This is a genomic window from Rathayibacter sp. SW19, from assembly GCF_030866825.1.
Classification (GTDB): domain Bacteria; phylum Actinomycetota; class Actinomycetes; order Actinomycetales; family Microbacteriaceae; genus Rathayibacter_A; species Rathayibacter_A soli.
Window position 1 is genome coordinate 450523 of record NZ_CP133020.1, and the last position, 24230, is coordinate 474752.

Sequence of the window (24230 nt, forward strand, 5' to 3'; positions counted from 1 at the left end):
AGGCGGGTGGATGCCATCCACCCTAGGCAGGCGTCACCGGCTCCACTAGAGTGATGCTCGTCTTTCACCCGAAAGGGAGGAGAGCCGGGCGCGTGAGCGAAGGGGTTCGTCATGGAAGCCACGGATGCGAATACTGCGCCGACGGTACGAATGCAACTCGTGTTGTCGGTGCCTGCCCTGCTCGTCGGAGTTGTTTCGGCGTCGATCCTCTACGGTCTCGAGTCGCTCGCCGGCCTCCTGCAGACCGGGATCTGGTCGGGTCTGCCGAAGGCACTCGGCGTGAATCCGGCGTCTGGATGGTGGATCTTCGGTGTTCTCAGCCTCACCGGGCTTGCAGTGGGGCTCGTCGTTTGGCTGATGCCCGGCCACGGCGGACGGGACTCTGCGACGACCGAGCTGATCGCGGACCCGCTGCGCCTGGCCGTGTTGCCGTCGCTCATTGTCGTCACAGTGCTCGCGCTCGCCGGCGGGGTGAGCCTCGGCCCGGAGAATCCGATCATCGCGATCAACACCGGGGTGCTTGTGGCGGTGATCGCGCGGCTTTGGCCGAAGGTGCCAACAGCTCTGGTCGTGATGACGAGCGCCGCCGCGACCATCGGGGCGTTGTTCGGCACGCCCGTTGCCGCAGCGCTGGTGTTCACGGGGGTCGTCGGGGCGTTCAAGGCCGGCGGTGCGATCTGGGATCGGCTGTTTCTTCCGTTGGTCGCGGCGGCGGCCGGCTCGATCACCATGTTGATGTTCGACCAGTCAGCCGGAATGGCCCTGACCCTTCCGGCCTACACCTCCGTGGCTCCGATCGACCTGCTCAGCTGTGCCGTGATCGCTGCCGTCGCTGCGCTGCTTGGCCTCGCCGCGTCGGTTGCGCTTCCGCGAGCGCATAGTGCGTTCCGGATGCTGCGCAATCCGGTGTTGTACATCACCCTCGGTGGGGTGCTGCTCGGCGTTCTCGGCGCGATCGGCGGGCCGATCACACTGTTCAAGGGCCTCTCGCAAATGGGTCAGTTGGTCGCGCAGCGTGCCGACTACGGCGCGGGCCAGTTGGCGCTGATCGTCGCGGTCAAGATCGTCGCGCTCGTGATTGCGGCCGCGGCCGGGTTCCGCGGCGGCCGGATCTTCCCTGCCGTCTTCATCGGTGTCGCGATCGGCTTGTTCGCGAGCGCGCTCATCCCGGGTATTCCGCTGGCAGTCGCGGTGTCGGCCGGGGTGCTCGGGATGGTCCTGGCCGTTGCTCGCGACGGCTGGATCGCGATCTTCGTCGCCACTGCCGTCACCGGCGGCATCGTCGTTCTGCCGGTGTTGTGCATCGCGGTGCTGCCGGTGTGGCTGCTCGTCTCCCGCGCGCCGCGGATGATCGTGGTCGAGCCCGCGGAGCAGGTGCCGGCGGGGGCATCCTGATGGCACGTTCGCAGGCAGTAGCTGCCGTACGGAGCCGGGTGCGGTTCCGCGATCGTTGGGAGCGCGTGACCCGGTGGCCGTTGCTCGGCCTGTCAGCTGCGTTCATCGTTGTGTATTCACTGCTAGTGCTGGCCCCGTTGCCGTCCGGTGGGCCGCGACTGGCGCTCGTGGATGTGTTCTTCATCGCGTGGGCCGCATTCGTCGTCGACTTTGTGGTGCGCTTCGTTGCAACGCCGCGAGGGTCGCGCGCCGCGTACGCGCGCCAAGAGAAAGTCGATCTCGCCTCCGCCGTGCTCCCGCTGGTGCGTCCGTTCAAGCTGCTGAGGCTTTTGCATACGCTGCCTGGCTTCAGGGGTAATGGCGGCACCGCCCTTCGGTCGCGGGTTGTCGTGATCGCGCTCGCGTACGCGGCGATGTTCGTCTATATCATCGCCCTGACCGAGCTTGCAATCGAACGGCATGCCCCGCACGCAACGATCGTCTCGTTCGGTGACTCGATCTGGTGGGCGTGCGTCACGATCGCAACGGTCGGTTACGGCGACTACACCCCGGTCACCGTCATGGGTCGGATTCTGGCCGTCGTGCTGATGGTCGGCGGCGTCGCGATCATTGGAACCGCCAGTGCCTTGATCGTCTCGTATCTGTCCGAACGGATCACCCATCGCCTGGGGGGCGATCGCCCGCTGGGACATCATGACGACCTTTCCGGTCGGGGTCGCGATGAACAAGCGGATCGCGGCCGCGACGATCGGCCTTCCGACTGAGTCGGCGCTCGCGCGGCTGCGCATCGTCCTCGTTCATGACGCGCGGCCACCCTCACCCGAAATAGAGGACCGGTGCGGGCGCACGCGCCAGTATTCTCGAGGCAGGCAAGACCGCCGGGTTGCGCTCGCAGGAGAGGAACACACCATGGGACCTGTCATCGGAGCAATACTTCCAGTTGCCGTCGGAATCGCAATCAGCCCGATCCCGATCATCGCGGCGATCCTGATGCTCCTCTCGCCGAAGGCGCGGTCGACCAGTGTTGGCTTCCTGGTCGGTTGGGTGCTCGGCATGGTCGTGGTCGTCGTCGTCTTCACGTTGCTCTCCGCGATCTTGCCGGCGCAGGATTCGTCGGTGTCGCATCCGATCGTCGCAATCGTGCAGCTGGTGCTGGGGGTGTTGTTGCTGCTCGTAGCTGTGAAGCAATGGCGGAGTCGTCCGAAGACGGGTGACGAGGCGAAGCTGCCGAAGTGGATGAGCGCTATTGATTCGATGACAGCCGCTCGCGCGTTCGTCCTCGGGTTTCTGCTCGCGGGCGTCAACCCGAAGAACTTGATTATGGCGATTTCGGCGGGCGTCACGGTCGGAGCGGCAGCGCTGTCAATCGGTTCTTCGACCATCGTGATCGTCATCTTCGTGCTGATCGCGGCCAGCACAGTGCTGATCCCCGTCGTGGGCTACCTGGTGTCAGCGGACAAGCTCCGGGCTCCACTGGACGCCATGCGCGGCTGGCTTGCCCAGAACAATGCGGCGATCATGTCGATCTTGCTGCTCGTCATCGGCGTCGCTGTGATCGGCAAGGGCATCGGCCAGCTCTAGCTGCAGCGGTCAATCGGTGAGCGCAGCGGCCGCGCGGTCGCGCGGTTGCGCGTGATCCAGCAGAACCTGCGGGAGCACGCAGGCTCACCCCAATCGGATGATGGCGTCTGGCCCGGCATCCTCTATGAATGAGATAAGAAAGGCCTGCACTCGCGGCCGTGCGAGGCACTACGCTGGGCACTCTGCATCAACGGAAAGGAAATGCCTGACATGAACTTCTGGAATATTCTTTGGATCTTCTTCTGGAGCTTCGCGTTCGTCGCCTACCTGTTCGCGCTGTTCGCGATCGTGGCGGATCTGTTCCGCGACAGCAAGCTCAACGGCTGGTGGAAGGCACTCTGGATCGTCTTCCTGATCTTCGTGCCGTTCCTGACCGCACTGGTCTACCTGATTGCACGCGGCCGCGGCATGGCCGAGCGCAGCCAGAAGGCCAGCAGGCAGGCGCAGAGTGAAGCGAACGACTACATTCGCAGTGTTGCCGGTGCCAGTCCGGCCGATGAAATTGCGAAGGCCAAGTCACTGCTCGACGCCGGGACCATCACGCAAGACGAGTACAACGCGCTGAAGGCGAAGGCACTCGCGCATCAGGGCTAATCGAACACGGCACGACCGCGCGTGCCCATGACATGCCCGCGGCCATGGATGAGTCCATGGCCGCGGGCACTATTGTTGTTGACCGCGGGAGGAGCGGCAATGACGACGGCACTCGAGCAGCCAGATGAGCGACGCGCAGCCGACTGGTACGAGCTGTTCTTCGACCTCGTCTTCGTTGTCGTCATCGCGATCTCGGCCGACATGATCGAGGTTGATCCGACCGTCGGCACGGTGCTGGTGTTCGTCTTGCTGTTCTTTCCCCTGTGGTGGGCATGGGTCAACCTGATGGTGACCAACAACCTCTACGGCGTGCGATTCCCGGCCATCGGGGCGCTCGTGATCGCCGCGATGCCCGGCGCGGCGGCGATGGCAATCGCCGTGTCCGGCGGCATCCAGAATGACGGATGGCTGTACGCAGCCGGTGCTGCCTGGATTCGCCTGGTGCTCCTGGCGATGTGGCTGATCGCATACGCGAAGAAGGCGATCGTCGTGCCGCTGTGGCGCCCGCTCGTGTACAACCTGGGTACGGCGGCGATCTGGCTGGGCTCGATCGCGGTTCCGACGCCGTATCGATACGCGCTCTGGGCGATCGCGGTCGTGGCGGAGGTACTCCTGCTTGCGATCCGCCAAGGCGGGTTTTCTGACAGCATCTACCAGGAGGCGTCGATTTCACACTTGCTGGAGCGCGTCGGTCTATTCGTCGTCATCGTGATCGGCGAAGCGGTCTACCTTGCCGTGACCGAACTCGCACACCAGCCGACGATCGGCGGCGGCGCGGCGGGAATCGCGGGATTGCTGATCTGCGCGCTGCTGGCGCGCGCGTTCTATCGATGGGGTTCGCCGACCACCGAGGTTGGACTCCTCGCGGCGAGGCGAGCCCGATCGTACGGCGCGATGCGCGATGTGGTCATGTATCTGCCGTTCTTTCTTGTCACCGCACTGACGCTGGTTGCCGCGTCCATCGGGTTAGCGGTTGCGGATGCGAGTGCCCCGCTGTCGCTCGCCGGTCGCGTCTTACTCGCCTGCGGTATCGGTGGTTTCTACCTGGTCAACGCCGCTGTGGGCGTGCGGCTGGGCCGCCCGATCCGCGGTATCGCCCTGCTGGCGATACCGGGCATCCTGCTACCGGTGCTCGCCTGCCTGCTCAGCGGCACGCTCGCGGCGTGGGCGACCGTCGCGCTCGCCGCATTGGCGCTCGTGTTGCTCGACCTGCTGAGCAAAGTGCTCGGTGCGCGCCACCACCAGTCTTCCGCCACAGCGCTATGACGAGCGGATGCCGCGCAGCGCGGATTGCGCGCGCTTAGTACGGGACCACGCGGTAGTAGCGACGTAGCGTGAGATCGCGATCGCGCTCGTTCTGCAGGTGCAGACTGATGCGCCTCGTTACGGCGCCGATCACGGCCGAAGACACAAGGGGGCGGAAGCGCTCGCTGATGCCCGCTAGCGCGTGGTCTTTGCTGTCCAGCACGGTCACATCGTCGGAGTATTCTCGTGCGAAGCGGATGGCCCGGTCAGTGATCGGGCGCGAGAAATCTTCGCCTTGCAGGATCAGCACCGGTGTGTCCCGCTCGATCAGCTCGAGCGAACCGTGGAAGAACTCCGCACCCGTGACTCGGGTCGTTCTGATCCAGAGCATTTCTTCGAGGACGCACATCGAGTAGATGTATGTGAAGCCCCACAGATTGCCCGATCCGACCAAGAACATGTATTGGGTGTCCCGGTGCGCCTGCGCGAAGTTCTTGGCAATCGGGTCGGCCCGCTTTGCCACCTCCAAGAGCGCGGCAGGGAGCAGGCTCAATTCCGTGGCCAGCTGCTCATAGCCGTCAAACTCGCCGCGGGAGGACAGCAGTCGCGCCGTCAGGAGGAGCAGGTAAATGTCCCATCCGCGCCATTCCGGCTCGGTCTGGATGTACGAGTCGACGGCCTGCGCAATCGGGCTGTCTGCGACAGGCACGAAGCCGATCGTATGCACTCCACGCGAGCGGCAGTAGTCAATCGCCGCGCGCACGTCCTCGGTTGTTCCGCTGTCGGAGGTGAATACCGCTATGGATGTCGCTGTGAGAAGCGGGTCGCCCGACGCTACGACCTCCGCGGCCACCAATACTCGCACGGGGAGTGTCGAACTCAGTCGTGCAAGCTGTTCGAATTGGAATGCGTTCGCGTATGTGCCGCCTGAACCGATGAAAGCCAACGACGTGACGCCGCGGGCGGTCAATTCGTCCGCAACGCGCTCGATCTGCTTGCGCCGAGAGAGTGCAGCTGCTCCCGCTCTCACGAAGGCATCTTCGTCGATGTCCAACGCCGAAGCAAAGTCTGTCGTCGTCATTGATTCCTGCTTTCCCATTTGTGATACCGGTATCAGTACAGTTGATATCGTTGCACGCCTGGCAACGAGGGTCAATAGTCAGGGTAGGGGCTTGCTTTCCCAAGTGATACCGGTGATACTTCATGTCTGAGGACCTCAAGAGTCATCAGACAACTGAATTTGCTCCGTATTCCGAATACTGCCAACACCGAGACCGTGCTGTCGCTCCGCCCGGACGACGGACCACCCAGAAAGGCGCTACCCATGCTGAACTTCGATGAGAACCGTTTTGTTCGCATTCAATCGGATGCCCTTGCGCTCGCCGACCCAATCCATGAAACCATTGGCGCCCTCGTCTCCCAGGGCGCGAAGAACCTCTACTTTCTGGGTGCCGGCGGCGTCGGAGTTCTGATGCAGCCGGCCGCGCAGTTGCTACAGCGCAGCACGAGTTTTCCCGTCTTCTTGACCCAGGCGGCCGAGCTGCGGATGACGGACTCGATCAACCTCGGTCCGCACTCGATCGTCGTCATCCCCTCGGTGTCCGGTACGACGAAGGAAGCTGTCGAAATCCTCGAGTTCAGCCGCGCGAAGGGTGCGACGGTCATCACCTTGACCGGGCATGCCGACACGCCGCTGGCGCTACAGGCAGATCACAACTTCACCACCTTCACCGCGGACGACACGTCGTCAGAGTCGTTCTACCTGCAGTCCCTCGTCCTGGCCCTGTCGCTGCTGTGTCACCTCGGCGAATACACGGAAGCGGACTATCGGGCCGTCATCGCGCAACTGTCCACCCTGCCCGCCGCGCTGGTGGAGGTGAAGCGCAGCTTCGAGCCCCGGGCTGCTCTGCTCGCGGCCGAGATCAAAGACGACGAATATCACATCATCACGGGGGCGGGGTCGACCTGGCCGGAGGCCTGGTACTACAGCACGTGCATCCTCGAGGAGATGCAGTGGATCCGCACACGCCCGGTGCACGCATCAGACTTCTTCCATGGCACGCTGGAACTGCTGGAAGAGGGGGTGAGCCTGCTCGTGTTCAAGGGCGAAGACTCGACGCGCGCGCTCGTCGAGCGGATCGAAGCGTGGGCGCCGACGATCACGAGCCGTGTCCGAGTCATCGACGCAGCGGAATTCGAGTTGCCCGGGGTATCGGCTGAGGTGCGCGCGCTCATTTCCCAGGTGTTGATCGCTACGGTGCTCGAGCGCCTCAGTGCTCACCTCGAGGTGCTTCGCGATCACCCGCTGACGACCCGGCGCTATTACAAGCGCGTGCCCTACTGAACTGTGACAACTCATCGTGAGTCAGTGCCATGACTGAAGACCTTCATTCCGCTCGGCGCAAAGACGACCGACCGTCGTTCGCTGTTGTGGGGGACAATACGATCGATCGCTACGTGGGTGCCGGGGAAGCCGAATTCATCGGAGGAAACGCACTCAACGTTGCGGCGCAGCTGGGCCTGGCTGCGGAACGGGTCGTGTACTTCGGTGCAGTCGGCGCCGATCCGGAAGCCGAGTTGATCGCCGGCGGGCTTTCGCGGTCCGGCGTGAGCACCTCCGGTTTAGTCGTGATACCGGGGGAAACGGCCCTGACGCAAATCCGGCTCACACGCGACGGCGATCGAGTCTTCGAGAGGGAGGATTTCGGAGTGACCGCGGAGTATTATCCTGATGCGCCGGCACTGGAAGAGCTCGCTGCAGCGGACTGGGTGCACATCGGCATGCTGCCGAGGGCGGGTGAACTGAGGAACGAGCTGCTTGCTCGCAATCCTGCCGTCGTTATCAGCCAGGATTGCGCGGTATCGAGCGGGCACGACGGCCTTGCCGTCGCATTCGAGTCGGTCGGCGAAGACGCGTTGGATGCGAAGTCACGCGCCACTGCAGCGCTCGCGGCAGGAGCGCGCCTCGCCGTCATCACCCGCGGGGCCCGCGGCTCCGTTGCCTACGATGGCGACACGTGGTGGCAACAAGACGCGCTGCCGACGGACGTGCTCGATACGACCGGTGCAGGCGACAGCTTCATCGCCGGATTCGTCGCGAGTAGGTGCCGTGGCGCGTCCGTGCAGCAGGCGTTGTTGCAGGGTTCTGCATGGGCGTCGGCGACCTGTCGGCATCGCGGTGGGTACCCGCAGGAGGCAGTTCGATAGCGGTTCACGCTGCAGTGCGTCAGGAGCCCGCTAACATTTGAGGCACAGAGCTCTTCAAGCACAGAACTTCTCAAGCACTGAGCATCTCAAGCACTGAGCTTCTCAAGCACTGAGCATTTCAGGTGCAGCCAGGCCGACACGCGTACTGGGCGACATGTGGGACAGGACAACCTCCGAGGGAATGATTTCCGATGAAGATCGTCGACCAGGTACGGCTCGACATCCGCAAGCTCGTCGATGATCGCAACCTGCGCCCGGGCGATCGCCTCCCGACCGAGGCCGAGATCGCGCAGCTCTACGGCGTCGCGCGCTCGACCGTGCGAGAGGCCCTGAAGCGACTGGAACACGAGGGGCTGTTTCACGCAGTGCAGGGCAACGGGCGATTTCTGTCCGCAATCGGCTCGCTGAGCGTTGAGCGGCCAATCACGAAGTACGAGAGCATCACCTCGATGCTGGAGGAGCTCGGTTACGCTGTCACGAATGCGGTGCTAGAGGTCGGGGAGGTCTCCTCGACGCAGGCCGAAGCCGTCGCACTCGGGATCGAAGCCGGCGATCCGGTCATCCGCTTGACCAGGCTTCGCTACGGTAACGACCGGCCGATGGTGTTCAGCGTCAATACGATCCTGCGCGAGGCGCTCCCCGGTGCCGTTGTGCACAGGGACTGGACCGGGTCTGTCACGGCCGCGCTGGACGCCCAGGGCTGGGCCATTAACTCTTCAGCCGCCCAGATCAGCGCGGTGACGCTCCCGGAGGACGTCGAATCGCGGTATCAGCTGGGCGGTCTTGGCGCCTGGCTTCTCGTCGTCGAGACGTGTCTCACGGTCGACGGGACGCGCGTGTTGTTCGCCCAGGATTACCATCGCGGAAGCGAAATCGCGTTCAACGTGCTTCGTCGTCGATAGCGATCGGCCGTTCTGTAGCACGTCTGCCTGAGCTTTGACGCGCTGGCGATTCTGTGCCACTATTAGGAAATTGATACCGGTATCAATACGCGAATTGCGACGATCGATACCGTAGGAAAGGTGCACGGAATGCTCAAATTCAATGAAGAAGAGTTCGTTTCTCAGCTGACCAGCGCGCTCGGCTTGCGCCCGGAGATTGAGGCGCTCGTGGAGGAAGTCCACAAACGGGAGCTGAAGAACCTTTTCTTGATCGGTGCCGGCGGCACGTACGCGACGATGATGCCATACGAACTGTTGATGCGCCGCAACTCGAGCTTTCCGACGCGTGCCGTCATCGCCGCCGAACTCGTTCTCTCCGGCGACGCCACGTTCGGCCCTCAGTCGCTCGCCGTTTTCGCATCCGCTTCGGGTACGACGGAAGATGTGCTGAAGGCGATCGAGTACTCGAAGGCGCAGGGCGCGTACACGGTTGCACTAACAGGGGCGGGCGACAGTCCCATCGCGCGCGCCGTGGATCGTGTGCTTCTCACTGTGCCCGAGACGTGGTTCGACCTGCAATTGCTGCTCCTCACCACCCGGCTGATGTCCAGTCGGGGAGAGTTCGCGGGCTACGAGAAACTGGTGGGTGAACTCGCCACAATCCCGCAGGCCTTGGTGCATGTCGCCATGCAGGCCGATCCGGCCGCTGCCGAATTTGCGCGCGCTCACAAAGATAGCGACTATATATTCGTCGTGGGCGCTGGAAACCTGTGGGGCTTCGCATATTTGTATTCGATGTGCGTGCTTGAGGAATGCCAGTGGCTGCGGACGACGCGCGTGCACGGGGCAGAGTTCTTCCACGGTTCGCTCGAACTGATCGAGAAGGACACGACCGTTCTACTGTTCGTGGGTGAAGACGAAACCCGTCCGCTCATGGAGCGTGTGCAAAGATTTGCTCAGAACTACTCTGACGACGTGACCACTCTCGACACGGCAGAATTTCCTCTCGCCGAGATCAGCCCGGAATTCCGAGGGCTGCTCAGCCCATTGATCATGGACACGGTCGCCACCCGCGTCAGCAAACACCTCGAGGCCGAGCGCAACCACGACCTCGCCCTACGCCGTTATTACCGTGTCGTCGAATACTAGAGCCGGCGTGGGGTTGCGGCCGGCGCCGAAGGTAGCGGGCTTCGGCGACAATGTGATCGATCGCTTTCTCGACAGGGGCATCGACTATCCGGGCGGGAACTGCGTGAACTTCGCGGTGTTCGCGCGTCAAAGGGGAGCATCTGCGGCATATCTCGGCGTCTTCGGGTCCGATGCCGCCGGCGGACACATCCGGGAGGTGCTCGACGAGATCGGCGTTGACGTCTCCCAGTCGATCGTGCGTGTCGGTGAAAGTGGCTACGCAGAAGTCGAGGTCGTCGACGGTGAGCGGCACTTTCGCGGTGGCAATCTCGGCGGTGTCAGCGTGGCTGAGCCGTTGTTGCTCGGCACGGGAGAGCTTGACTTCCTTGCAGAATTTGACCTCGTGCATTCCAGCGTCTACTCCAATTCTGAATCGGAGCTTGCGAAGCTGCGCACCCTGGATGCGCTGGTGTCATACGACCTCTCGAGCGAACGGGAATTCCGTTCGGCAGACTATCTTCAGCGCGTGGCCCCGTTCGTTGACCTGGCTCTGCTGTCATGCTCGAACCTCACGGAGGTCGAAACCAAGCGGGACCTGGCGCTGGTCGTGAACCACGGTGCCCGCTACGCGCTGGGCACGCGCGGAACGCGTGGGGCGATTCTGTTCGACGGCACGATGTTCCACCGCACCGCGGCTGTTCCCATCCCGAACGCGGCACTGGTCGTCGACACGATGGGTTGCGGTGACGCGTTCGTCGCGGCCTTCGCTGTCGAGCTCCTTCGCTCTGGTTGGAACCGCGACACCCTGGCCGGTCCCGACGTCGTGGCGCGGGCGCTGGGAGATGCTGCAGACTTCGCCATGCGTCAGTGCCTTGTCGCGGGCGCGTTCGGCTACGGTCGTGCTCGCGCTCGGGCAGTGGATGAGTTCGGTGTAGGTTGATGCTCGAAGCACGCTAGCGAAGTCGAGGAGGACGTTCCATTGCCCCCTGAACACCACCGGCACAACCCACCGGCGACGATCGATGAGGTTGCCGCCGCTGCGGGGGTCGGCAGGGCGACGGCCGCTCGCACGCTCGGCAATTACGGGTCGGTCAGCCCGGCGGTACGGGCCCGTGTGATCGCGGCTGCGGAGAAACTCCGCTACCGGCCGAATAGCCTGGCGCGCAGCATGACCACCGGCAAGACGCAGACCCTCGGAGTGCTGGTGGCAGACATCGGCAACCCCTTCTTCGCCGGTGTGATGAGAGGCATCGACGACGCGTGTCATCTCGGTGGCTATGCGGCGATCGTGATCAGCACCGATGAGAATCTCGAGCACGAGAGAGCGGCGATCGGCGTGCTGATGGACAAGCAGGTCGACGGGATCATCCTCGCATCCGCCGCCACGCGAAAAGATGACGTCTCACATATTCGGGATGCTCTCGACCGCGACATCCCCATCGTTCTTCTCGACCGCACGATCGACGCGTTCGAGCTTGACACCGTTGTGATCAACAACCGGGAGGTGTCGCGAGCCGCTGTCGACGAATTCATCGCCGAGGGGCATCGCCGAATCGCGTTCGTCTGGGGTCCGACAACGCCGGTGCCGGCGGACTCCGGCGACCGGTTGCTCGAACTGGCCGGGCTCACGATCTTCAGCGAGGCCGAACGTCTGCGCGGCTATCTCGAGGCCCTCGCGGCCGCGGACATCGAATTCGACCCTGACCTGGTCACGCACGGCCCGCGCACCGAAGTCGGTACGACTCTGGCCGTCGGCCGGATGCTGGAACTGTCGGCACCGCCGACCGCGCTGATCGCAACCGAGACGGACGCCCTGGTGGGCGCCCTGCGCGCCATGCGGCTCAAACGGTTGGAATACCCGGGCGATATTTCACTGATCAGCTTCGACGACAGCGCGTGGGCTCGCGTCATCGACCCGCCGCTCACCATGATCGAACAGCCCATGGCCCAGCTCGGCGTGACGGCGGCGGAGCAGTTGCTGAGACGCATCGACGGTACCGCGGGCGCTCCTCGCGTGCACACCCTGCAGGCCAGGATCATTCAGAGGCACTCGATCGCAAGACCACCGCAGTAGCGCCCGCGGCTGCGAGCGCCCGATCCGTAACGATCTGTGATTTACTATTGATACCGGTATCACATCATGGTTATACTCGGGCAACGCCATGAGGCGCAATGCACGTTACAGAGAGGTAAGTGTGAAAGATGATGGCCAAGAAATCGGTCGTGAAGGTGGGCGCAGGCGTCGTCGCGGCGCTCTTGCTGTTGAGCGGCTGCTCGGCTCAGACATCCGGCGGCGCAAAAGCCGACCTGAACAAGGTCGACTACAGCGGCACGATCACGATGGTGAACAAGTTCGCAGACCCGACGACATCCGCGTTCTTCCCCGCAATGGCGAAGGCGTACGAAAAGCTGCACCCCGACGTTAAGGTCACGATCCAGCAGGAGTCCGATCAGGGCTACAAAGACAAGATCAAGGTGCTGACGACGACGAAGAACCTCCCTGACATCTACTTCTCCTGGGCGGGTGACTACGCGAAACAGTTCGTGAACGCCGGGTTCGCACTGGACCTCAGTTCGCAGATCGGTGCGGACACGACCTGGGGCAAGACCCTCGCGCCGTCTGCGGTTGCTGCCTTCGAGTACGACGGCAAGAACTATGGCATTCCGCTCGACCTCGACGCAAAGTTCATGCTGTACAACAAGAAGATCTTCGACGCAGCCGGGCTGACTGCTCCGAAGACGCTCGATGACCTCCTGGGCTCGTGCAAGACACTGAAAGCGTCCGGTGTCGACCCGATCGCGTTCGGGAACAAGAACGGCTGGCCGGCGATCCACTACATCACCCAGTTGAACGCATACAACGTACCCGCCGCCACGTTGGCCAAGGACTACAACCCCAAGGTCGGCAAGTTCACCGATGCCGGTTACGTCAAGGCGCTGACGCAGTTCAAGCAGATCCTGGACGACTGCACGAGCAGCGGCGCGAAGTCCAACGGCATCGACCACAACGACGCGGCAGTCTCCTTCTATGGCGGCAAGGAAGCCATGATGTACCAGGAGTGGGTTGAGTTCGGCGCGGTCGACGGAACGCAGCTGGCCAAAGACGACTGGAGCTTCTTCCAGTTGCCCGCCGCGAGCGGTGCAGCAGGGGCCACCGACGTCATCACCGGTGCTCCCGACGGATTCCTGATCAACCCGAAAGCGAAGAATGCAGCGCTCGCTGTCGACTTCATGAAGTTCGTCGTCAGCAAGGACAACGCGAAGATCATGCAAAAGCTGATGATCGGCTACCCCAGCCCCGTTCTCGGTTCTCTCACTGCCGACAACGCCAGCCCGCAGTCAGTTGACGCGCTCGACGTGGTGAACAAGGCATCCGGATTCGCCATCTGGCTGGACACGGTGACGGCACCTCCGGTCGCCCAGGCGTATCTATCCGGTGTTGAAGGGCTGATCTCCGGCAGTCTCACGCCGGAAGAGGTCATGAAGTCCGTGCAGTCCGCCGCAGCCGGCGTGCGATAGCAGTAATACCTCGCGGAGTTGATGGTGGACAATCGCATGATGGATGCGCCCGGTGCGACAAGCGCCGGGCGCACCCACCGCATACCCGATGGAGGGTACAAGGACGGTTCGCGCAAGCGCAGCCGCCTCGGTGGCTGGCGTTCCCTCATCTGGGTGCTGCCCGGGTTGGTCTTGATCGCCGTCTTCGTGTACTTTCCGCTGGTTCAGAACGTTGTCCTCAGTTTCTTCCATTGGACGGTATTCGACCCCGATCAGAAGTTCGTGGGCGGTGCGAACTACGTCAAAGCCGCCGGTGACCCGGTCTTCTGGCGATCGCTGTTCAACAACATCGCCTACGCCGTGGTCTCGCTCGTATTCCAAGTCGGTGGAGCGTTGGTTCTTGCCGCGATCATCGAGGACTTCGTTCGCAAGGGATTCCGCGGAGCGCTTCGGGCGATCTACTTCATTCCGTCCGCGGTGTCGATCACGGTTGCGGCACTGCTGTTCTACTTCATCTACCAGCCGGAGACCGGGCTGTTGAATGTCGCGCTGAACACCGTTGGTCTCGGCCAGTTCGCGCAGACCTGGCTCGGGCAGGAGAACACCGCAATCTGGGCCATCATCGTGATGAGTCAGTGGCAGAGTTTCGGCTACACCACGCTGCTGTATTCGGTGGCTATTCAGCGGATTCCTCACGATCTGTACGACGCGGCAGACATCGACGGCATCGGACCGATCCGCCGGATCACGCAGATCACCATGCCGCTCGTGCGCGAGATGAGCACATTGCTGATCATCGTGACAATCTCGGGGGCGTTCCAAGTGTTCAACGAGGTCATGGTGATGACAGGCGGTGGGCCGAATAATTCCAGTCAGGTTCTCGGGACCTGGCTGTACAACAGCGGCTTCATCAACAATGACTTCGGTTACGCCGCGGCGATCGCGACCGTGATCTTCGTGATCACCTTCGGGCTCGCGATGGGGCAACTCTGGTTCGCTCGCAAAAGGAGAGTCGAATGGTAACGAAACTCGGCTTCTCGGGCATTGTGCTGCGGCTGCTCGTCTGGGGCGTCTTGATCGTGCTGGCCATCCTGGTGCTGTATCCGCTGCTGTGGATGGTGCTCGGCAGTGTGAAAGACAATCAAGACTTTCTCTCAAGCCCGTTCGGGCTCCCCACATCCATCCACTTCGAGAACTATGCAGTGGCCTGGGACCGCGGGATCGGCCAGTATCTGCTGAACAGCCTGATCGTCACCGTGTTCTCGGTCGTCACGACAACACTGATCAGCGCGTGGGCGGCCTTCGGGCTGACCAAGCTGGTGATGCCGTTCTCCAAGACCGTACTGTTCATGATCGTCGGCGGCCTGATGCTCGCACCGACAGTTGCTCTCGTGCCGCTTCTGCAGCTACTGCAAACCCTCGGCATCTATGACACGCTCTTCGGCTTGATCATTCTGTACACGGCGTTTCGCATTCCCTTCATCACCTTCCTGATCCGGTCGTACATGATCGACCTGCCGTACGAAGTGGATGAAGCCGCTCGGCTGGACGGCTGCACTCGAGCCCAGACCTTCTGGCGACTCACCTTCCCGATGTCGATGCCGATCATCGTGTCGAGCATCATCCTGCAATGTCTCTTTGCCTGGAACGAATACCTCTTCGCGTTCATCTTCGTCAGCAGCGATGTGGTGAAGACACTCCCCGTTGGGCTTGCCGACCTCTCGTCGCGGCTGTCAACGAACTATCCGATGGTCTTGGCCGGGATGACGTTGGCAGCACTGCCCATGATCATCATGTTCTTTGCGGGCCAACGGTACTTCGTTCGTGGCCTGTCTGACGGAATCGGAAAATGAGGATGGACAGCGTGAATCGAGACAGTGTGAACACGCGTAAGCGCGTCGTCGTCATCGGCGCCGGAATCATCGGGGTGTCGAGCGCAGTGTCGCTTGCGCGGGCCGGAGCAACGGTCGTGCTCGTTGACGAGAAGGGTCTGGCGGCTGGAGCGTCCGGAAGATCCCTGTCCTGGTTGAACTCGTCGGGCACCTACTCGGCCGCGTACCATCGGCTTCGTACTCTCGGCATCGACCGGTATCGAACGCGTGCCGCAGCGGGCGCGAGCTCCGACTACCTGCAATTCGGCGGTGGACTGCGGTGGATGACAGCCGCGGCGGCGCCTGCCCTGCGTGAGCTGTTCGACCACGAGCGCGCGCACGGGTACGACGCGCACTGGCTTACCCCCGACCAGGTCGCTACGACCACCCCCGGTGTGGACGCGGCGGCCGTCAGCCCGGATGGTGCCGTCTTCAATCCGGGCGAAGGGTGGGTCGACCTGGTGCCGCTGGTTCACGACCTCGCACAGGAATTCCTCGCGCTCGGCGGCAGGCTCGTGCAACAGGCCGGACCAACCGAAGTCTCAATGGCCGGCTCGCGCGTGACCGGCGTGGTGACGACCGACGGCACTCGCATCGAGGCCGACGCGGTGCTCGTGGCCACCGGCGCCGCCGTGCCGGCAATGACACGATCCGTGGGCGTCGAACTTCCGGCCCAAACGACCAACGCACTGCTGGTGCGCACGAAGAAAGTCGATGTCGCGCTGAACGCTGTATTGAACACCCCGCGTGTGTCATTGCGCCCGGCGCCTGGAGGAACCCTGGTGATGGATTCCGGATGGTCCCAGCGGGCGGTCGTCGAGCGTGACGGCGGCTGGGAGGTGCCAGACGGCGTCGTCGAGGAACTACTCACCGAGGCGTCGCGGGTGCTCGAGGGAAATCCGCGGCTCGAACTCGAGCGCTATTTCGTCGGCAGAAAGCCCATTCCAGGCGACGGTGAACCCGTGCTCGGCGCGCTTGACTCTGTGGACGGCTACCACGTTGCCTTCACCCACAGCGGCGCGACAATCGGGTTGATAGCCGGCGAGCTTCTTGCCGACACGATCGTGCGCGATGTGCCGCATCCGCTGCTCGACGCATTCCAGCCATCGCGCTTCAGATGATCGAGCTGGTGATCTTCGACTGCGACGGAGTACTGGTCGACAGCGAACCGATTGCAGCCACCGTCAGCCAATCGGTTCTCGCCGACTTCGGATGGCTGCTCAGCATCGACGAGATCGTGGAGCGCTTTCTCGGCTCTGCGACGGGCACCTTCGATCGTCAGCTCGAGGAGCACCTGGGTCGAGCGCTCGAACCCGGGTGGAACCAGCAGTACTCGTCGTGGTATTCAGACGCATTCGAGCGTGAGCTGAAACCGATTGCCGGTATCGAGCCTGTGCTGGCGAGATTGAAGCTGCCGTTCTGCGTCGCCTCGAACAGTAGCCACGAGAGAATTCGCCGCATGCTCGATCAGGTCGAGTTGTTTCACTATTTCGATGGTGCTGCGTTCAGCGCCGAGGACGTGTTGCATGGCAAGCCCGCACCTGATCTGTTTCTACATGCCGCGGCCACGCTTGGCGTGGACCCTGCGCATTGTCTAGTTGTCGAGGACAGCAGGTTCGGCGTTGCGGCGGCCAGGCGTGCAGGCATGGAGGTCTTGGCATACGCGGGTGGGCTGAGCCGTGCACAGTGGTTGGAGGGCCCGAACACGACGATCTTCGAATCGATGGGTGAGCTGCCCGCGCTGATCGCCGATCGAACCTGATCGCCCGTCGGCTCCGCGCAGGGAGCGAAAGCGGACTATTTCGACACGGCGAAGGTTCCGGATGCGCCGCGCTCGGCATCCGACATCGCATGCGTCACGAACGGGTAGTTGCCGGCTTCCGGGAAGGTCAGCTCGACGAACCCGCCCTGTGCAGGCAACAGCCCGAGCACTTGGGAGCCGCCCGTGCCCGTGCTGCCGCCGTTCCTGAGCAGGTAGTCGCCTTCCGAATAGACGGTGTCGAACTGTGCGCCCACGATATGGAATGCGCTGAACAGGTTGGGGCCGGCATCCAGCACCCAGATGCGAACCTTCTCGCCGGCCTTCGCCGTCAGCGGACGATAGCTGTATTGGTTCGCGTACCCGTTGAAGACAACCAGATCCGGTTTCTCGGTCGCAACCTTGGCCGCATCGACTTCGCCCTTCTGCGGACCGAGGTAGTACTCGGACTGGACGAGCACGTATTCCGCGGAGACCGCATCCAGCCCGGGGGGATCGATGATGACGGCACCGAACATTCCGTTGGCGATATGTGCAGACATCGGCATGGTCGAGCAGTGGTACAGCCAAATGCCGGAACGCGTCGCCGTGAACGTGTAGTGCAGGCTTTGGCCGGGCTGGATGGTGCGCATCGGCTTGTCCGGCGCGAGTGCACCGGCATGGAAGTCAATCGAATGACCCATAGACGCATCGTTGACCAGGGTGATCTCGAACCTGTCGCCGACGTGCCCACGCAGTGTCGGCCCCGGCGCCGTGCCGTTGTAGGTCCACAGGGTCTGGTAGACGCCTGGAGCAACCTGCGTGAGTGTGTCGCGCACAGTCAGAGTCAGCGTGTGCACGGTGCCGCCCGGTGCTGTCGCAGTTGCGGCGGGCTTCAGCGCGGCGTCATACGGCTGGAACGACGCGGGTGGCTTCTTCGCAAGGTCGATGTCCTTTGCAGCGGACGGCCCGGTCGCAGCGCCCATGTCCATGCCGTCGTGGCCGCCCGACGCGCTGCTCGAGTCCGTCGCAGACGGCGCACCGATCGCGACGATGTTCATCACCATGCCCAACTGCCGGTGGCCGGTGATGGAACACCAACCGGCGATGTCGGCGGTGATCACGCCCACATCGACCTTCGCGGATGCCCCGCCCACCATCCGCCCGGAGGTTACCCCGGTTGCCAGCGTCAGGTCGTGCACCATGTCGTCGGCGTTCGTCAGGTCGATGATTAGCTTGTTGCCCGCCGGCACGCGCACGGAGCTGGGCGAGAATCGCATGTCCTTCATGCTCATCTTCACGGTGGTTGTCTGCCCGGTTGCCACAACCGAGGAGGTGCCCGCGGCCGCGCCGTTTCCGGCGCCGCTGCCGCCGCCGCTTGCCGCCCCGGTCGGCCCGAGCGTGCCTGCGGGGCTGAACGCAACGCCGACGGCCACCGCCAGCACGAGGGTGCCGATCGCCGACATCATCGTGCCGCTGCGCGTGTGCAACGTGGGTTTCGCGCTCTTCGGCGAGGTCACCGGCCAATCTTCCGCCTTCGCGTGCCGGGAAACGACGGCCGCCCTGACGGCGAGCGGAATCACCGTCAGCAACGCGACGGCCACGATCGCCATGAGAGTGATCTCCACCGGCACGGGAAGTGGCAGCAGTCCGACCAGCAGCGCGCCGTTGACGACGATTACCCGGAAGACGCCGAATCGATCGACCTCGTAGTTCATGCAACGGGTCGCCACCGGCCCGCCGCCGATAACGACGGGGATCAGGTAGCTCAGCGCTGCGAACACCAGCTGAGCCACGAAGCCGACCACCAGGGGAATCAGCAGAGCGGGGAGGCCGGCCGCAGCATCCGCCCAGTTCGGAGCAACGGCGACGAGCACTGCGAAGGTCAGCACCGAGCCGAAGAACCAGAGCAGCGCGGCTCCCATGCTCCAACCGGCATATGTCGTGGGCGGTGACTTGACTGCCTGCCGACCGGCCTCGATCAGCACCAGAGCGAGGCCGGCAAGGTACAGCGCGAGACCCAGCACAACACCCCAACGGAGCCCGATCAAACAGGCGAGGCCGATGATGAGCACGCCGAACGCGAGCATGGGGAGGGCGCGCCGGGCGGCGGCATCCGCTGTGGGAAGAATGCGCGCGTGCAGCACGGTCGGCCAGAGCAACACGATCGTGCCGACCACGGTGAGGCCCACCCAACCGGCCAGATTGAAGCCGATGTGTGCGAGATAAAGGCGATCGTGATCCTCGCCGGTCGCCCCCGTTTCGGCCATCAGCACGCCGAGCACGACACCGATCACCAGCATCAGTGCGGCCACGATGTAGTAGCGCACGAGCGTGCCGAACCGCGACGGCAGGGCTGCCCGCACTTGCAGCGTCAGGCTGGTCGCCTGCGCGATGGCTGCACCGAGAACGAGAGCCCCGCCGACCACGACCAGAGGCCAGACAGAAGCGATGATGACGACGACGACGACCGCGATCGCGCCAGCAGTGTGCACCCCGAGACGGATGCTGAGCCCGACCCGACCGGCGCCCGCCCCGCGGCGCAGCAGAGTATCCGCGAAGTGCTGGCTCCAGATGATGATCGCGGTGCTCGCCGCGCCGAGCAGTGTGAGGTGAACGCCCAGCCAGTCCGCGGCGGGAATGCCGCGCTGCGAGATCATGACGACGAGTGCCGCCACGAGCCAGGCCGCGACGATCGAGTTGGTCACGCCGTACCAGAGTTTGCGGCGCACGCCGCGAGCTGCAGGATGCCGCTGCCCGCTCGCGGCGCCGCGCCCGAGTGTCGGGCTCACGGGGCCTCATCAGGCAGGTCTGCATGCGCGACCGGATGCTGGCGCTCCGCCGCAGAAATCCGCTCGCGTCGTGCTGCGGCGGCGGCCGCAGCCTGCTTCTTAGGAACGCCGCGCAGCACGGATGCAATGGCGAGGATCACGAACAGCAGCACAGCGATGATGTTCAGCACGCCGCCCCACTGTACGAGAACGGGCAGATCGCGCAGATCGCCGGCGAGGATGCGCAGCGCCAACGACAGGTGCAGCAGCACGACCGGCAGGTAGAAGATCGGGCGATATGGCAAGGGCTTGCGCAGCACGGCAGGCAGGATCACGGGGGCATGCGCCATGATCATGGCCAGGGTGAACCCGAGGAAAACCGAGTGCACGGTCGCGTCGTAGAGCGGCCCGGACGTGACGGGCCCGTTGAACAGCCAGATCAGGCCGGCGACGACGAGCCAGAAGTAGCCGGCGAGCAGGCAGGCCGCGATGTACCGGGGCAGCCCCTTGGCTTTGACAAGCCGAGTGGCGACGTCGAACACGGTCAACCAGATGACGACGGCGATCAGCGCGGCACCGAAGATCGGGTACCCCGCCGCAGGCCACAGCATCGCGGCGAGAACTCCGAGTGCGAGTGCAACGCAGACCGCGAAGGCGGCGCGCTCCGTCGCGTGACTGAGGGCGACCATCCGGGCGAGTTCGACGCGCTCGCCGGCGATGGTCAGGATCATGAAGCCGGCCATGCCGGGAACGAGGGCGGATGCGTCCAGGCCGCCGATCCACAGCACTGCAGAGGCCAGCCCCAGGAATGCGCCCAGGGCTTGGATGGCTGATGCGAGCATCGCCTGCCGGCGCCAGATCGCCAGGTAGATGAACAGCAGCGCGATCGACCCGACCGCCAACATTCCGGCGCCGACGGCAAGTGGCAGCGGCGAGAGCATTAGGAAGCCGGCCAGGCCGAAGGCGGCGGGTGAGCCGAATGCCCACCATTTGCGGATCGCCACCGCGCGTTCGAGGGCGATCACCGTGCCGATGAAACCGAACACCAGCAGCGGACCGTGCACGATGGGCAAACGCGCGAATGTCAGGGGGGCGGGGAGTCCGAGAAGGAGCAGCGCGGCATCCAGACCGGCCAGCAGTGCGATGCCGCCGGGAATCAGGAACGCAAGGCGCGTGCCGGTGCGGCTGAGCACGGGCCGCGTGCGCGGGCGCCTGCCGGGTGTGGGCTTGCCGGCCGTGGGCTTGCCGGGTGCGTCGTGGATGTCGTCCTCGTTTCGCGGGCATCGTGTTGGGCGAGCAGGGTGTTGAGCAAACAGCATGAAGCTGGTTTACGATGATTTTATTACTTTTAAATGTCCTGAGCATCTGAGCTCCAGGATGACAACCGAAAGGAACACAATGGCTGAGCGCCCCGTGCTCGATGTTCGCACAGAGATTCCGCAGCGTCGACACGAGCTGATCTTCGAGCACTACAACGCGCTCACGCCGGGCGAGGGTTACATCCTGGTCAACGACCACGATCCGAAGCCGCTGTACTACCAGTTCGAAGCCGAGCACGCGGGCAACTTCACCTGGGAATACCTGGAGCAGGGCCCCGAGGTGTGGCGCGTCGAGATTGCTCGGCCGGTGGCGGTCGCCTGAGTCGAGTTGTGCTGCGTTGCGCTGAGTCGTTCGGGCATCGGGCTCGCTATGAGTGCGGACCTTCCGTGAACGCGGGGCCTTCCATGAACGCTGAGCTTTTATGAGCACGGACTTTCTATGAGCACTGACCTTCTATGAGCACTGACCTTCCTGCTGCGCTCGCCGGCACGCTGCTCGGCGTGCTGATTGTCTCCTCCGCGGTCTGGCTGGGCGGATGGGTGGCGTTGGTCGTCGTCGCACGCAGCACGACGGCCACGCTGTCTCGTCACGATCGCGTGGCGTTCTTCCGCCACTTCGGCCCGCGTTTCGGCATCGTTGCAACGATTGCACTTGTGCTGGCCTACATCTCGGGCATCATTCTGCTGGCGGCCGTGCCGTGGAGCGTTGTGTCGACGCTATTGGTGGTCGTCGCAGTCGTGATTCTAATTGTGCTCGGTGTCGGCGTTCTTCAGGCCCGGCGGATGTCGCGCCTGCGTCGAGCGGTCGTCGCGGCTCCCGAAGACACCGCGTTGGCAACGCGCGTGCGCAGAGGCGGGCAGCGCGCGCTGGCGCTGCGGGCGGGCCTCGGGGTGCTGAGCCTGGCGATGGTGGTGCTGGCGGTCATTCTGGTCGCATGAGTGTCGTGGCGTCGACGGTTGCTGAGGCATAGCCTGTCTATGCACTGTGGCGCAGACCACTGTGACGCAGACCGAAGGAGCAACCGTGACAGAGGCGTTCAGCGACGAGCAGCGCACCATCCTTGAGACCGTGCCGGTGCGGCCGGCCGCACGGATCGAGACTGAAGGTGTGCTGTACGAGCACGTGGCGGCATCCGGCGAACGCACCGAACTCGAGGGCTACCTCGCGCACGATGCCGCGCTGACCGGCCCACGTCCGGCCGTGCTGATCGTGCACGACTGGACCGGCGTCGGCCCGAACGTGCAGATGCGCGCCCAAATGCTGGCGCGTCTCGGCTATGTGGCGCTCGCCGCCGACATCTATGGCAAGGGGGTGCGCCCGACGGGGGAGGCGGCATCCGCTGAAGCCCGCAAGTATTACGCCGACTTGTCGCTGCTTCGCGAGCGGGTGCAGGCCGGGTATCAGCGGCTGGCGGCCGATCCGCGGGTGGATCCGAAACGAATCGCGGTCATGGGCTATTGTTTCGGCGGCAGCGCGGCTCTCGAGTTCGCACGCACTGGGGCGCCGGTGCGTGGCGTGGTGTCGTTTCACGGTGTGTTGATTGCGCATGAGCCGAGTGACGCATCCGCAATTCGTGCGTCGTTGCTGGTGCTGACAGGCGCGGCGGACCCGGCGGTGCCCGACGCTGCACTGGACGCATTCAAGGACGAACTGCGCGCTGTGCCTGCACTCGACTGGCAGGTGGTGAGCTACAGCGGTGCGCCGCACGCCTTCACCGTACCGGGCAGCGATCGCTATCGCCCCGTAGCGGATGTGCGCAGCTGGCGTGCGCTCGTCGACTTCCTTGCCGAGGTGCTTGCTGTCGGTCCCTGAGCGTAGTCGACGCTTCTATGGGTTTTGTCAAGTGTTGGCGTTGAGTTTTCGGAAGATTGAGCGTGCGATGTGGCGTTTGAGGTTGCGGAGGGTTTCGCGGCGGTTGTGGCCTTGTTCTTGGCGTTTGGCGGTGTAGGCCTTGGTGGGCTCGTCGTTGAGCATGCGGTGGGAGGCGATGATGTAGAGGGCGTGGTTGAGTTGCCGGTCGCCGCCGCGGTGCAGGCGGTGCCGGGTGGTGTTCCCGGAGGACGCGGGGATCGGGGCGACGCCGGCGAGGCGGGCGAATGCGGCCTCGGAGCGGATGCGGCCGTGGGCGGAGAAGGAGACCAGGAGTTGGGCGGCGGTGAAGGGTCCGAGACCGTTCTCTTCCAGTAGCCAGGCGGCCAGTGCGGTGACGTGGATGGTCAGCTTGGCGTTGATGGTGGCGATCTCGCCCTGCCGGGTGTGGATTTCCTGGGCCATCCGGGTTGCTTCGGCTCGGATGGTGTTCTGTGCGGGGGTGTCGGTGCTGCGGGTGCGCCAGGCGGCGACCTGGCCGATTTGTGCTTTCGTCAGTTTCTTGCGGGCGTCGATGCCGAGGGGAAAGCCACGCAGCAGCGCGGTCAACGCGTTGCTGGTGGCGGTTTTGTTCTTCTGCAGTGCTTTCCGGGAGGTCAAAAGGACTCGCAGTGCGGCCTGGTCGCCGTGGTGTGTGCGGGGGATCATCAGCCGGTCCACGGGCAGGGCCAGTGCGTGGCGGGCGGCGTGTTCGGCGTCGATGACGTCGCTTTTACCGGCCCGGCGGACACCTCGTTTCGGTGGTTTCGTTTCGGTGACTTCCACCCGGTGGGCACTCAGCAGGTCGGTGAAGGTTGCCCCGTAGGAGCCGGTGCCTTCCATCGCGACCAGGGTGTGGCCTGGTGCCTCGCGCAGCATCCACGCGTAGGCGCGGTCCAGCCCGGGTTTACTGGTCGGGAAAGTCGCCGACTTCAGCAGCGCTCCGGCACTGCTGAGCACGGCCAGGGTGTGGGTCCTGGCATGCGTGTCGACCCCGATGACGTGGTCGTACTGTTGCCAAACCAGTTGTGAGACGATGGGCACGGTAACTCCTTCTGTAGGGGGTGTTATTACGTGCCGGTCTGGTCGTCGAGCAGGCGTTTCTGTAATGAGTCACGGGATCTCTTACAAGGTCCCGGACGAGCTTCTATCA

General features: G+C 63.9%; 23 protein-coding genes. 19 read left to right on the plus strand and 4 right to left on the minus strand.

The genetic code is table 11. The features are described 5' to 3' along the window. Positions 1 to 111 precede the first annotated feature (111 nt). The 5 genes from QU604_RS02120 (at position 112) to QU604_RS02140 (ending at position 4836) form a co-directional block, all read left to right on the plus strand. On the plus strand, positions 112 to 1395 hold the full coding sequence (locus QU604_RS02120; RefSeq protein WP_308467149.1) for an ion channel protein: 1284 nt from the start codon (positions 112 to 114) through the stop codon (positions 1393 to 1395). Beyond that, a complete protein-coding gene (locus QU604_RS02125; RefSeq protein ID WP_308467150.1) occupies positions 1395 to 2159 on the plus strand; it encodes a potassium channel family protein in 765 nt (254 codons plus the stop codon). Before QU604_RS02120 ends, QU604_RS02125 begins: the two co-directional genes overlap by 1 nt. Positions 2160 to 2304: 145 nt before the next feature. After that, a complete protein-coding gene (locus QU604_RS02130) occupies positions 2305 to 2976 on the plus strand; it encodes a GAP family protein (RefSeq protein WP_308467151.1) in 672 nt (223 codons plus the stop codon). Positions 2977 to 3186: 210 nt separating this feature from the next. Continuing rightward, complete coding sequence (locus tag QU604_RS02135; protein WP_308469017.1) at positions 3187 to 3570, plus strand: SHOCT domain-containing protein; 384 nt, start codon at positions 3187 to 3189, stop codon at positions 3568 to 3570. Between the two features lie 99 nt (positions 3571 to 3669). Further along, entirely contained in the window at positions 3670 to 4836 is a 1167-nt protein-coding gene (locus tag QU604_RS02140; protein WP_308467152.1) for a low temperature requirement protein A, read from the plus strand. Positions 4837 to 4870: 34 nt separating this feature from the next. Here the strand turns inward: QU604_RS02140 and QU604_RS02145 are convergent, their stop codons facing one another. Beyond that, the gene (locus QU604_RS02145) at positions 4871 to 5896 is read right to left on the minus strand and encodes an SIS domain-containing protein (RefSeq protein ID WP_308467153.1); all 1026 of its coding nucleotides are present in this window, start codon (positions 5894 to 5896) and stop codon (positions 4871 to 4873) included. A 243-nt stretch (positions 5897 to 6139) separates the two neighbouring features. On the opposite strand from QU604_RS02145, the gene QU604_RS02150 reads away from it, so the two are divergent. The 11 genes from QU604_RS02150 (at position 6140) to QU604_RS02200 (ending at position 17162) form a co-directional block, all read left to right on the plus strand. Further along, entirely contained in the window at positions 6140 to 7159 is a 1020-nt protein-coding gene (locus QU604_RS02150) for an SIS domain-containing protein (RefSeq protein WP_308467154.1), read from the plus strand. A 29-nt stretch (positions 7160 to 7188) separates the two neighbouring features. Continuing rightward, positions 7189 to 8022, plus strand: coding sequence for a PfkB family carbohydrate kinase (locus QU604_RS02155; RefSeq protein ID WP_308467155.1), 834 nt, complete (start codon positions 7189 to 7191; stop codon positions 8020 to 8022). Positions 8023 to 8213: 191 nt separating this feature from the next. After that, positions 8214 to 8924, plus strand: a complete 711-nt coding sequence (locus tag QU604_RS02160; RefSeq protein ID WP_308467156.1) for a GntR family transcriptional regulator — start codon at positions 8214 to 8216, stop codon at positions 8922 to 8924. Positions 8925 to 9053: 129 nt separating this feature from the next. Next, the gene (locus QU604_RS02165) at positions 9054 to 10052 is read left to right on the plus strand and encodes an SIS domain-containing protein (RefSeq protein WP_308467157.1); all 999 of its coding nucleotides are present in this window, start codon (positions 9054 to 9056) and stop codon (positions 10050 to 10052) included. After that, positions 10036 to 10971: a PfkB family carbohydrate kinase gene (locus QU604_RS02170; protein ID WP_308467158.1), complete on the plus strand. Its 936-nt coding sequence runs from the start codon at positions 10036 to 10038 to the stop codon at positions 10969 to 10971. Before QU604_RS02165 ends, QU604_RS02170 begins: the two co-directional genes overlap by 17 nt. A gap of 39 nt (positions 10972 to 11010) precedes the next feature. Continuing rightward, positions 11011 to 12105: a substrate-binding domain-containing protein gene (locus tag QU604_RS02175; RefSeq protein WP_308467159.1), complete on the plus strand. Its 1095-nt coding sequence runs from the start codon at positions 11011 to 11013 to the stop codon at positions 12103 to 12105. 128 nt (positions 12106 to 12233) lie between these two features. Continuing rightward, complete coding sequence (locus QU604_RS02180; RefSeq protein ID WP_308467160.1) at positions 12234 to 13550, plus strand: ABC transporter substrate-binding protein; 1317 nt, start codon at positions 12234 to 12236, stop codon at positions 13548 to 13550. Between the two features lie 36 nt (positions 13551 to 13586). Continuing rightward, a complete protein-coding gene (locus QU604_RS02185) occupies positions 13587 to 14552 on the plus strand; it encodes a carbohydrate ABC transporter permease (RefSeq protein WP_308467161.1) in 966 nt (321 codons plus the stop codon). Continuing rightward, a complete protein-coding gene (locus QU604_RS02190; RefSeq protein WP_308467162.1) occupies positions 14546 to 15382 on the plus strand; it encodes a carbohydrate ABC transporter permease in 837 nt (278 codons plus the stop codon). Before QU604_RS02185 ends, QU604_RS02190 begins: the two co-directional genes overlap by 7 nt. A gap of 11 nt (positions 15383 to 15393) precedes the next feature. Next, positions 15394 to 16521 carry an NAD(P)/FAD-dependent oxidoreductase gene (locus tag QU604_RS02195; RefSeq protein ID WP_409349990.1) on the plus strand — a complete coding sequence of 376 codons (1128 nt, stop codon included), beginning with the start codon at positions 15394 to 15396 and terminating at the stop codon, positions 16519 to 16521. Next, positions 16518 to 17162, plus strand: coding sequence for an HAD family hydrolase (locus tag QU604_RS02200; protein ID WP_308467163.1), 645 nt, complete (start codon positions 16518 to 16520; stop codon positions 17160 to 17162). The genes QU604_RS02195 and QU604_RS02200 overlap by 4 nt, the downstream gene beginning before the upstream one ends. Before the next feature lie 35 nt (positions 17163 to 17197). On the opposite strand, the gene QU604_RS02205 is transcribed toward QU604_RS02200, so the two are convergent. Together QU604_RS02205 and QU604_RS02210 are read right to left on the minus strand one after the other, a co-directional pair. Continuing rightward, positions 17198 to 19930, minus strand: a complete 2733-nt coding sequence (locus tag QU604_RS02205; RefSeq protein WP_308467164.1) for a multicopper oxidase domain-containing protein — start codon at positions 19928 to 19930, stop codon at positions 17198 to 17200. Continuing rightward, positions 19927 to 21228 carry a DUF8744 domain-containing protein gene (locus tag QU604_RS02210; RefSeq protein WP_308467165.1) on the minus strand — a complete coding sequence of 434 codons (1302 nt, stop codon included), beginning with the start codon at positions 21226 to 21228 and terminating at the stop codon, positions 19927 to 19929. Before QU604_RS02210 ends, QU604_RS02205 begins: the two co-directional genes overlap by 4 nt. 79 nt (positions 21229 to 21307) lie before the next feature. Here QU604_RS02210 and QU604_RS02215 point away from each other — a divergent pair, with 79 nt between their 5' ends. The 3 genes from QU604_RS02215 (at position 21308) to QU604_RS02225 (ending at position 23041) form a co-directional block, all read left to right on the plus strand. Further along, positions 21308 to 21550, plus strand: a complete 243-nt coding sequence (locus QU604_RS02215; RefSeq protein WP_308467166.1) for a DUF2249 domain-containing protein — start codon at positions 21308 to 21310, stop codon at positions 21548 to 21550. A 134-nt stretch (positions 21551 to 21684) separates the two neighbouring features. Next, complete coding sequence (locus tag QU604_RS02220; protein ID WP_308467167.1) at positions 21685 to 22167, plus strand: hypothetical protein; 483 nt, start codon at positions 21685 to 21687, stop codon at positions 22165 to 22167. Positions 22168 to 22252: 85 nt separating this feature from the next. After that, positions 22253 to 23041 (plus strand): dienelactone hydrolase family protein, encoded by a 789-nt coding sequence (locus QU604_RS02225; RefSeq protein ID WP_308467168.1) that lies wholly within the window; start codon positions 22253 to 22255, stop codon positions 23039 to 23041. Between the two features lie 27 nt (positions 23042 to 23068). Here the strand turns inward: QU604_RS02225 and QU604_RS02230 are convergent, their stop codons facing one another. Further along, a complete protein-coding gene (locus tag QU604_RS02230; protein ID WP_308466613.1) occupies positions 23069 to 24121 on the minus strand; it encodes an IS110 family RNA-guided transposase in 1053 nt (350 codons plus the stop codon). Positions 24122 to 24230: the final 109 nt, after the last annotated feature.

Excerpts from the sequence above, each read along its gene's own strand:
- QU604_RS02210 (WP_308467165.1), bottom strand. The coding sequence starts at position 21,228 with ATGCTGTTTGCTCAACACCCTGCTCGCCCAACACGATGCCCGCGAAAC.
- QU604_RS02190 (WP_308467162.1), top strand. The coding sequence starts at position 14,546 with ATGGTAACGAAACTCGGCTTCTCGGGCATTGTGCTGCGGCTGCTCGTC.
- QU604_RS02150 (WP_308467154.1), top strand. The coding sequence starts at position 6,140 with ATGCTGAACTTCGATGAGAACCGTTTTGTTCGCATTCAATCGGATGCC.
- QU604_RS02180 (WP_308467160.1), top strand. The coding sequence starts at position 12,234 with ATGATGGCCAAGAAATCGGTCGTGAAGGTGGGCGCAGGCGTCGTCGCG.
- QU604_RS02155 (WP_308467155.1), top strand. The coding sequence starts at position 7,189 with ATGACTGAAGACCTTCATTCCGCTCGGCGCAAAGACGACCGACCGTCG.
- QU604_RS02220 (WP_308467167.1), top strand. The coding sequence starts at position 21,685 with ATGAGCACTGACCTTCCTGCTGCGCTCGCCGGCACGCTGCTCGGCGTG.
- QU604_RS02200 (WP_308467163.1), top strand. The coding sequence starts at position 16,518 with ATGATCGAGCTGGTGATCTTCGACTGCGACGGAGTACTGGTCGACAGC.
- QU604_RS02145 (WP_308467153.1), bottom strand. The coding sequence starts at position 5,896 with ATGACGACGACAGACTTTGCTTCGGCGTTGGACATCGACGAAGATGCC.
- QU604_RS02130 (WP_308467151.1), top strand. The coding sequence starts at position 2,305 with ATGGGACCTGTCATCGGAGCAATACTTCCAGTTGCCGTCGGAATCGCA.
- QU604_RS02125 (WP_308467150.1), top strand. The coding sequence starts at position 1,395 with ATGGCACGTTCGCAGGCAGTAGCTGCCGTACGGAGCCGGGTGCGGTTC.
- QU604_RS02120 (WP_308467149.1), top strand. The coding sequence starts at position 112 with ATGGAAGCCACGGATGCGAATACTGCGCCGACGGTACGAATGCAACTC.
- QU604_RS02135 (WP_308469017.1), top strand. The coding sequence starts at position 3,187 with ATGAACTTCTGGAATATTCTTTGGATCTTCTTCTGGAGCTTCGCGTTC.
- QU604_RS02215 (WP_308467166.1), top strand. The coding sequence starts at position 21,308 with ATGGCTGAGCGCCCCGTGCTCGATGTTCGCACAGAGATTCCGCAGCGT.
- QU604_RS02140 (WP_308467152.1), top strand. The coding sequence starts at position 3,670 with ATGACGACGGCACTCGAGCAGCCAGATGAGCGACGCGCAGCCGACTGG.
- QU604_RS02160 (WP_308467156.1), top strand. The coding sequence starts at position 8,214 with ATGAAGATCGTCGACCAGGTACGGCTCGACATCCGCAAGCTCGTCGAT.
- QU604_RS02185 (WP_308467161.1), top strand. The coding sequence starts at position 13,587 with ATGATGGATGCGCCCGGTGCGACAAGCGCCGGGCGCACCCACCGCATA.
- QU604_RS02165 (WP_308467157.1), top strand. The coding sequence starts at position 9,054 with ATGCTCAAATTCAATGAAGAAGAGTTCGTTTCTCAGCTGACCAGCGCG.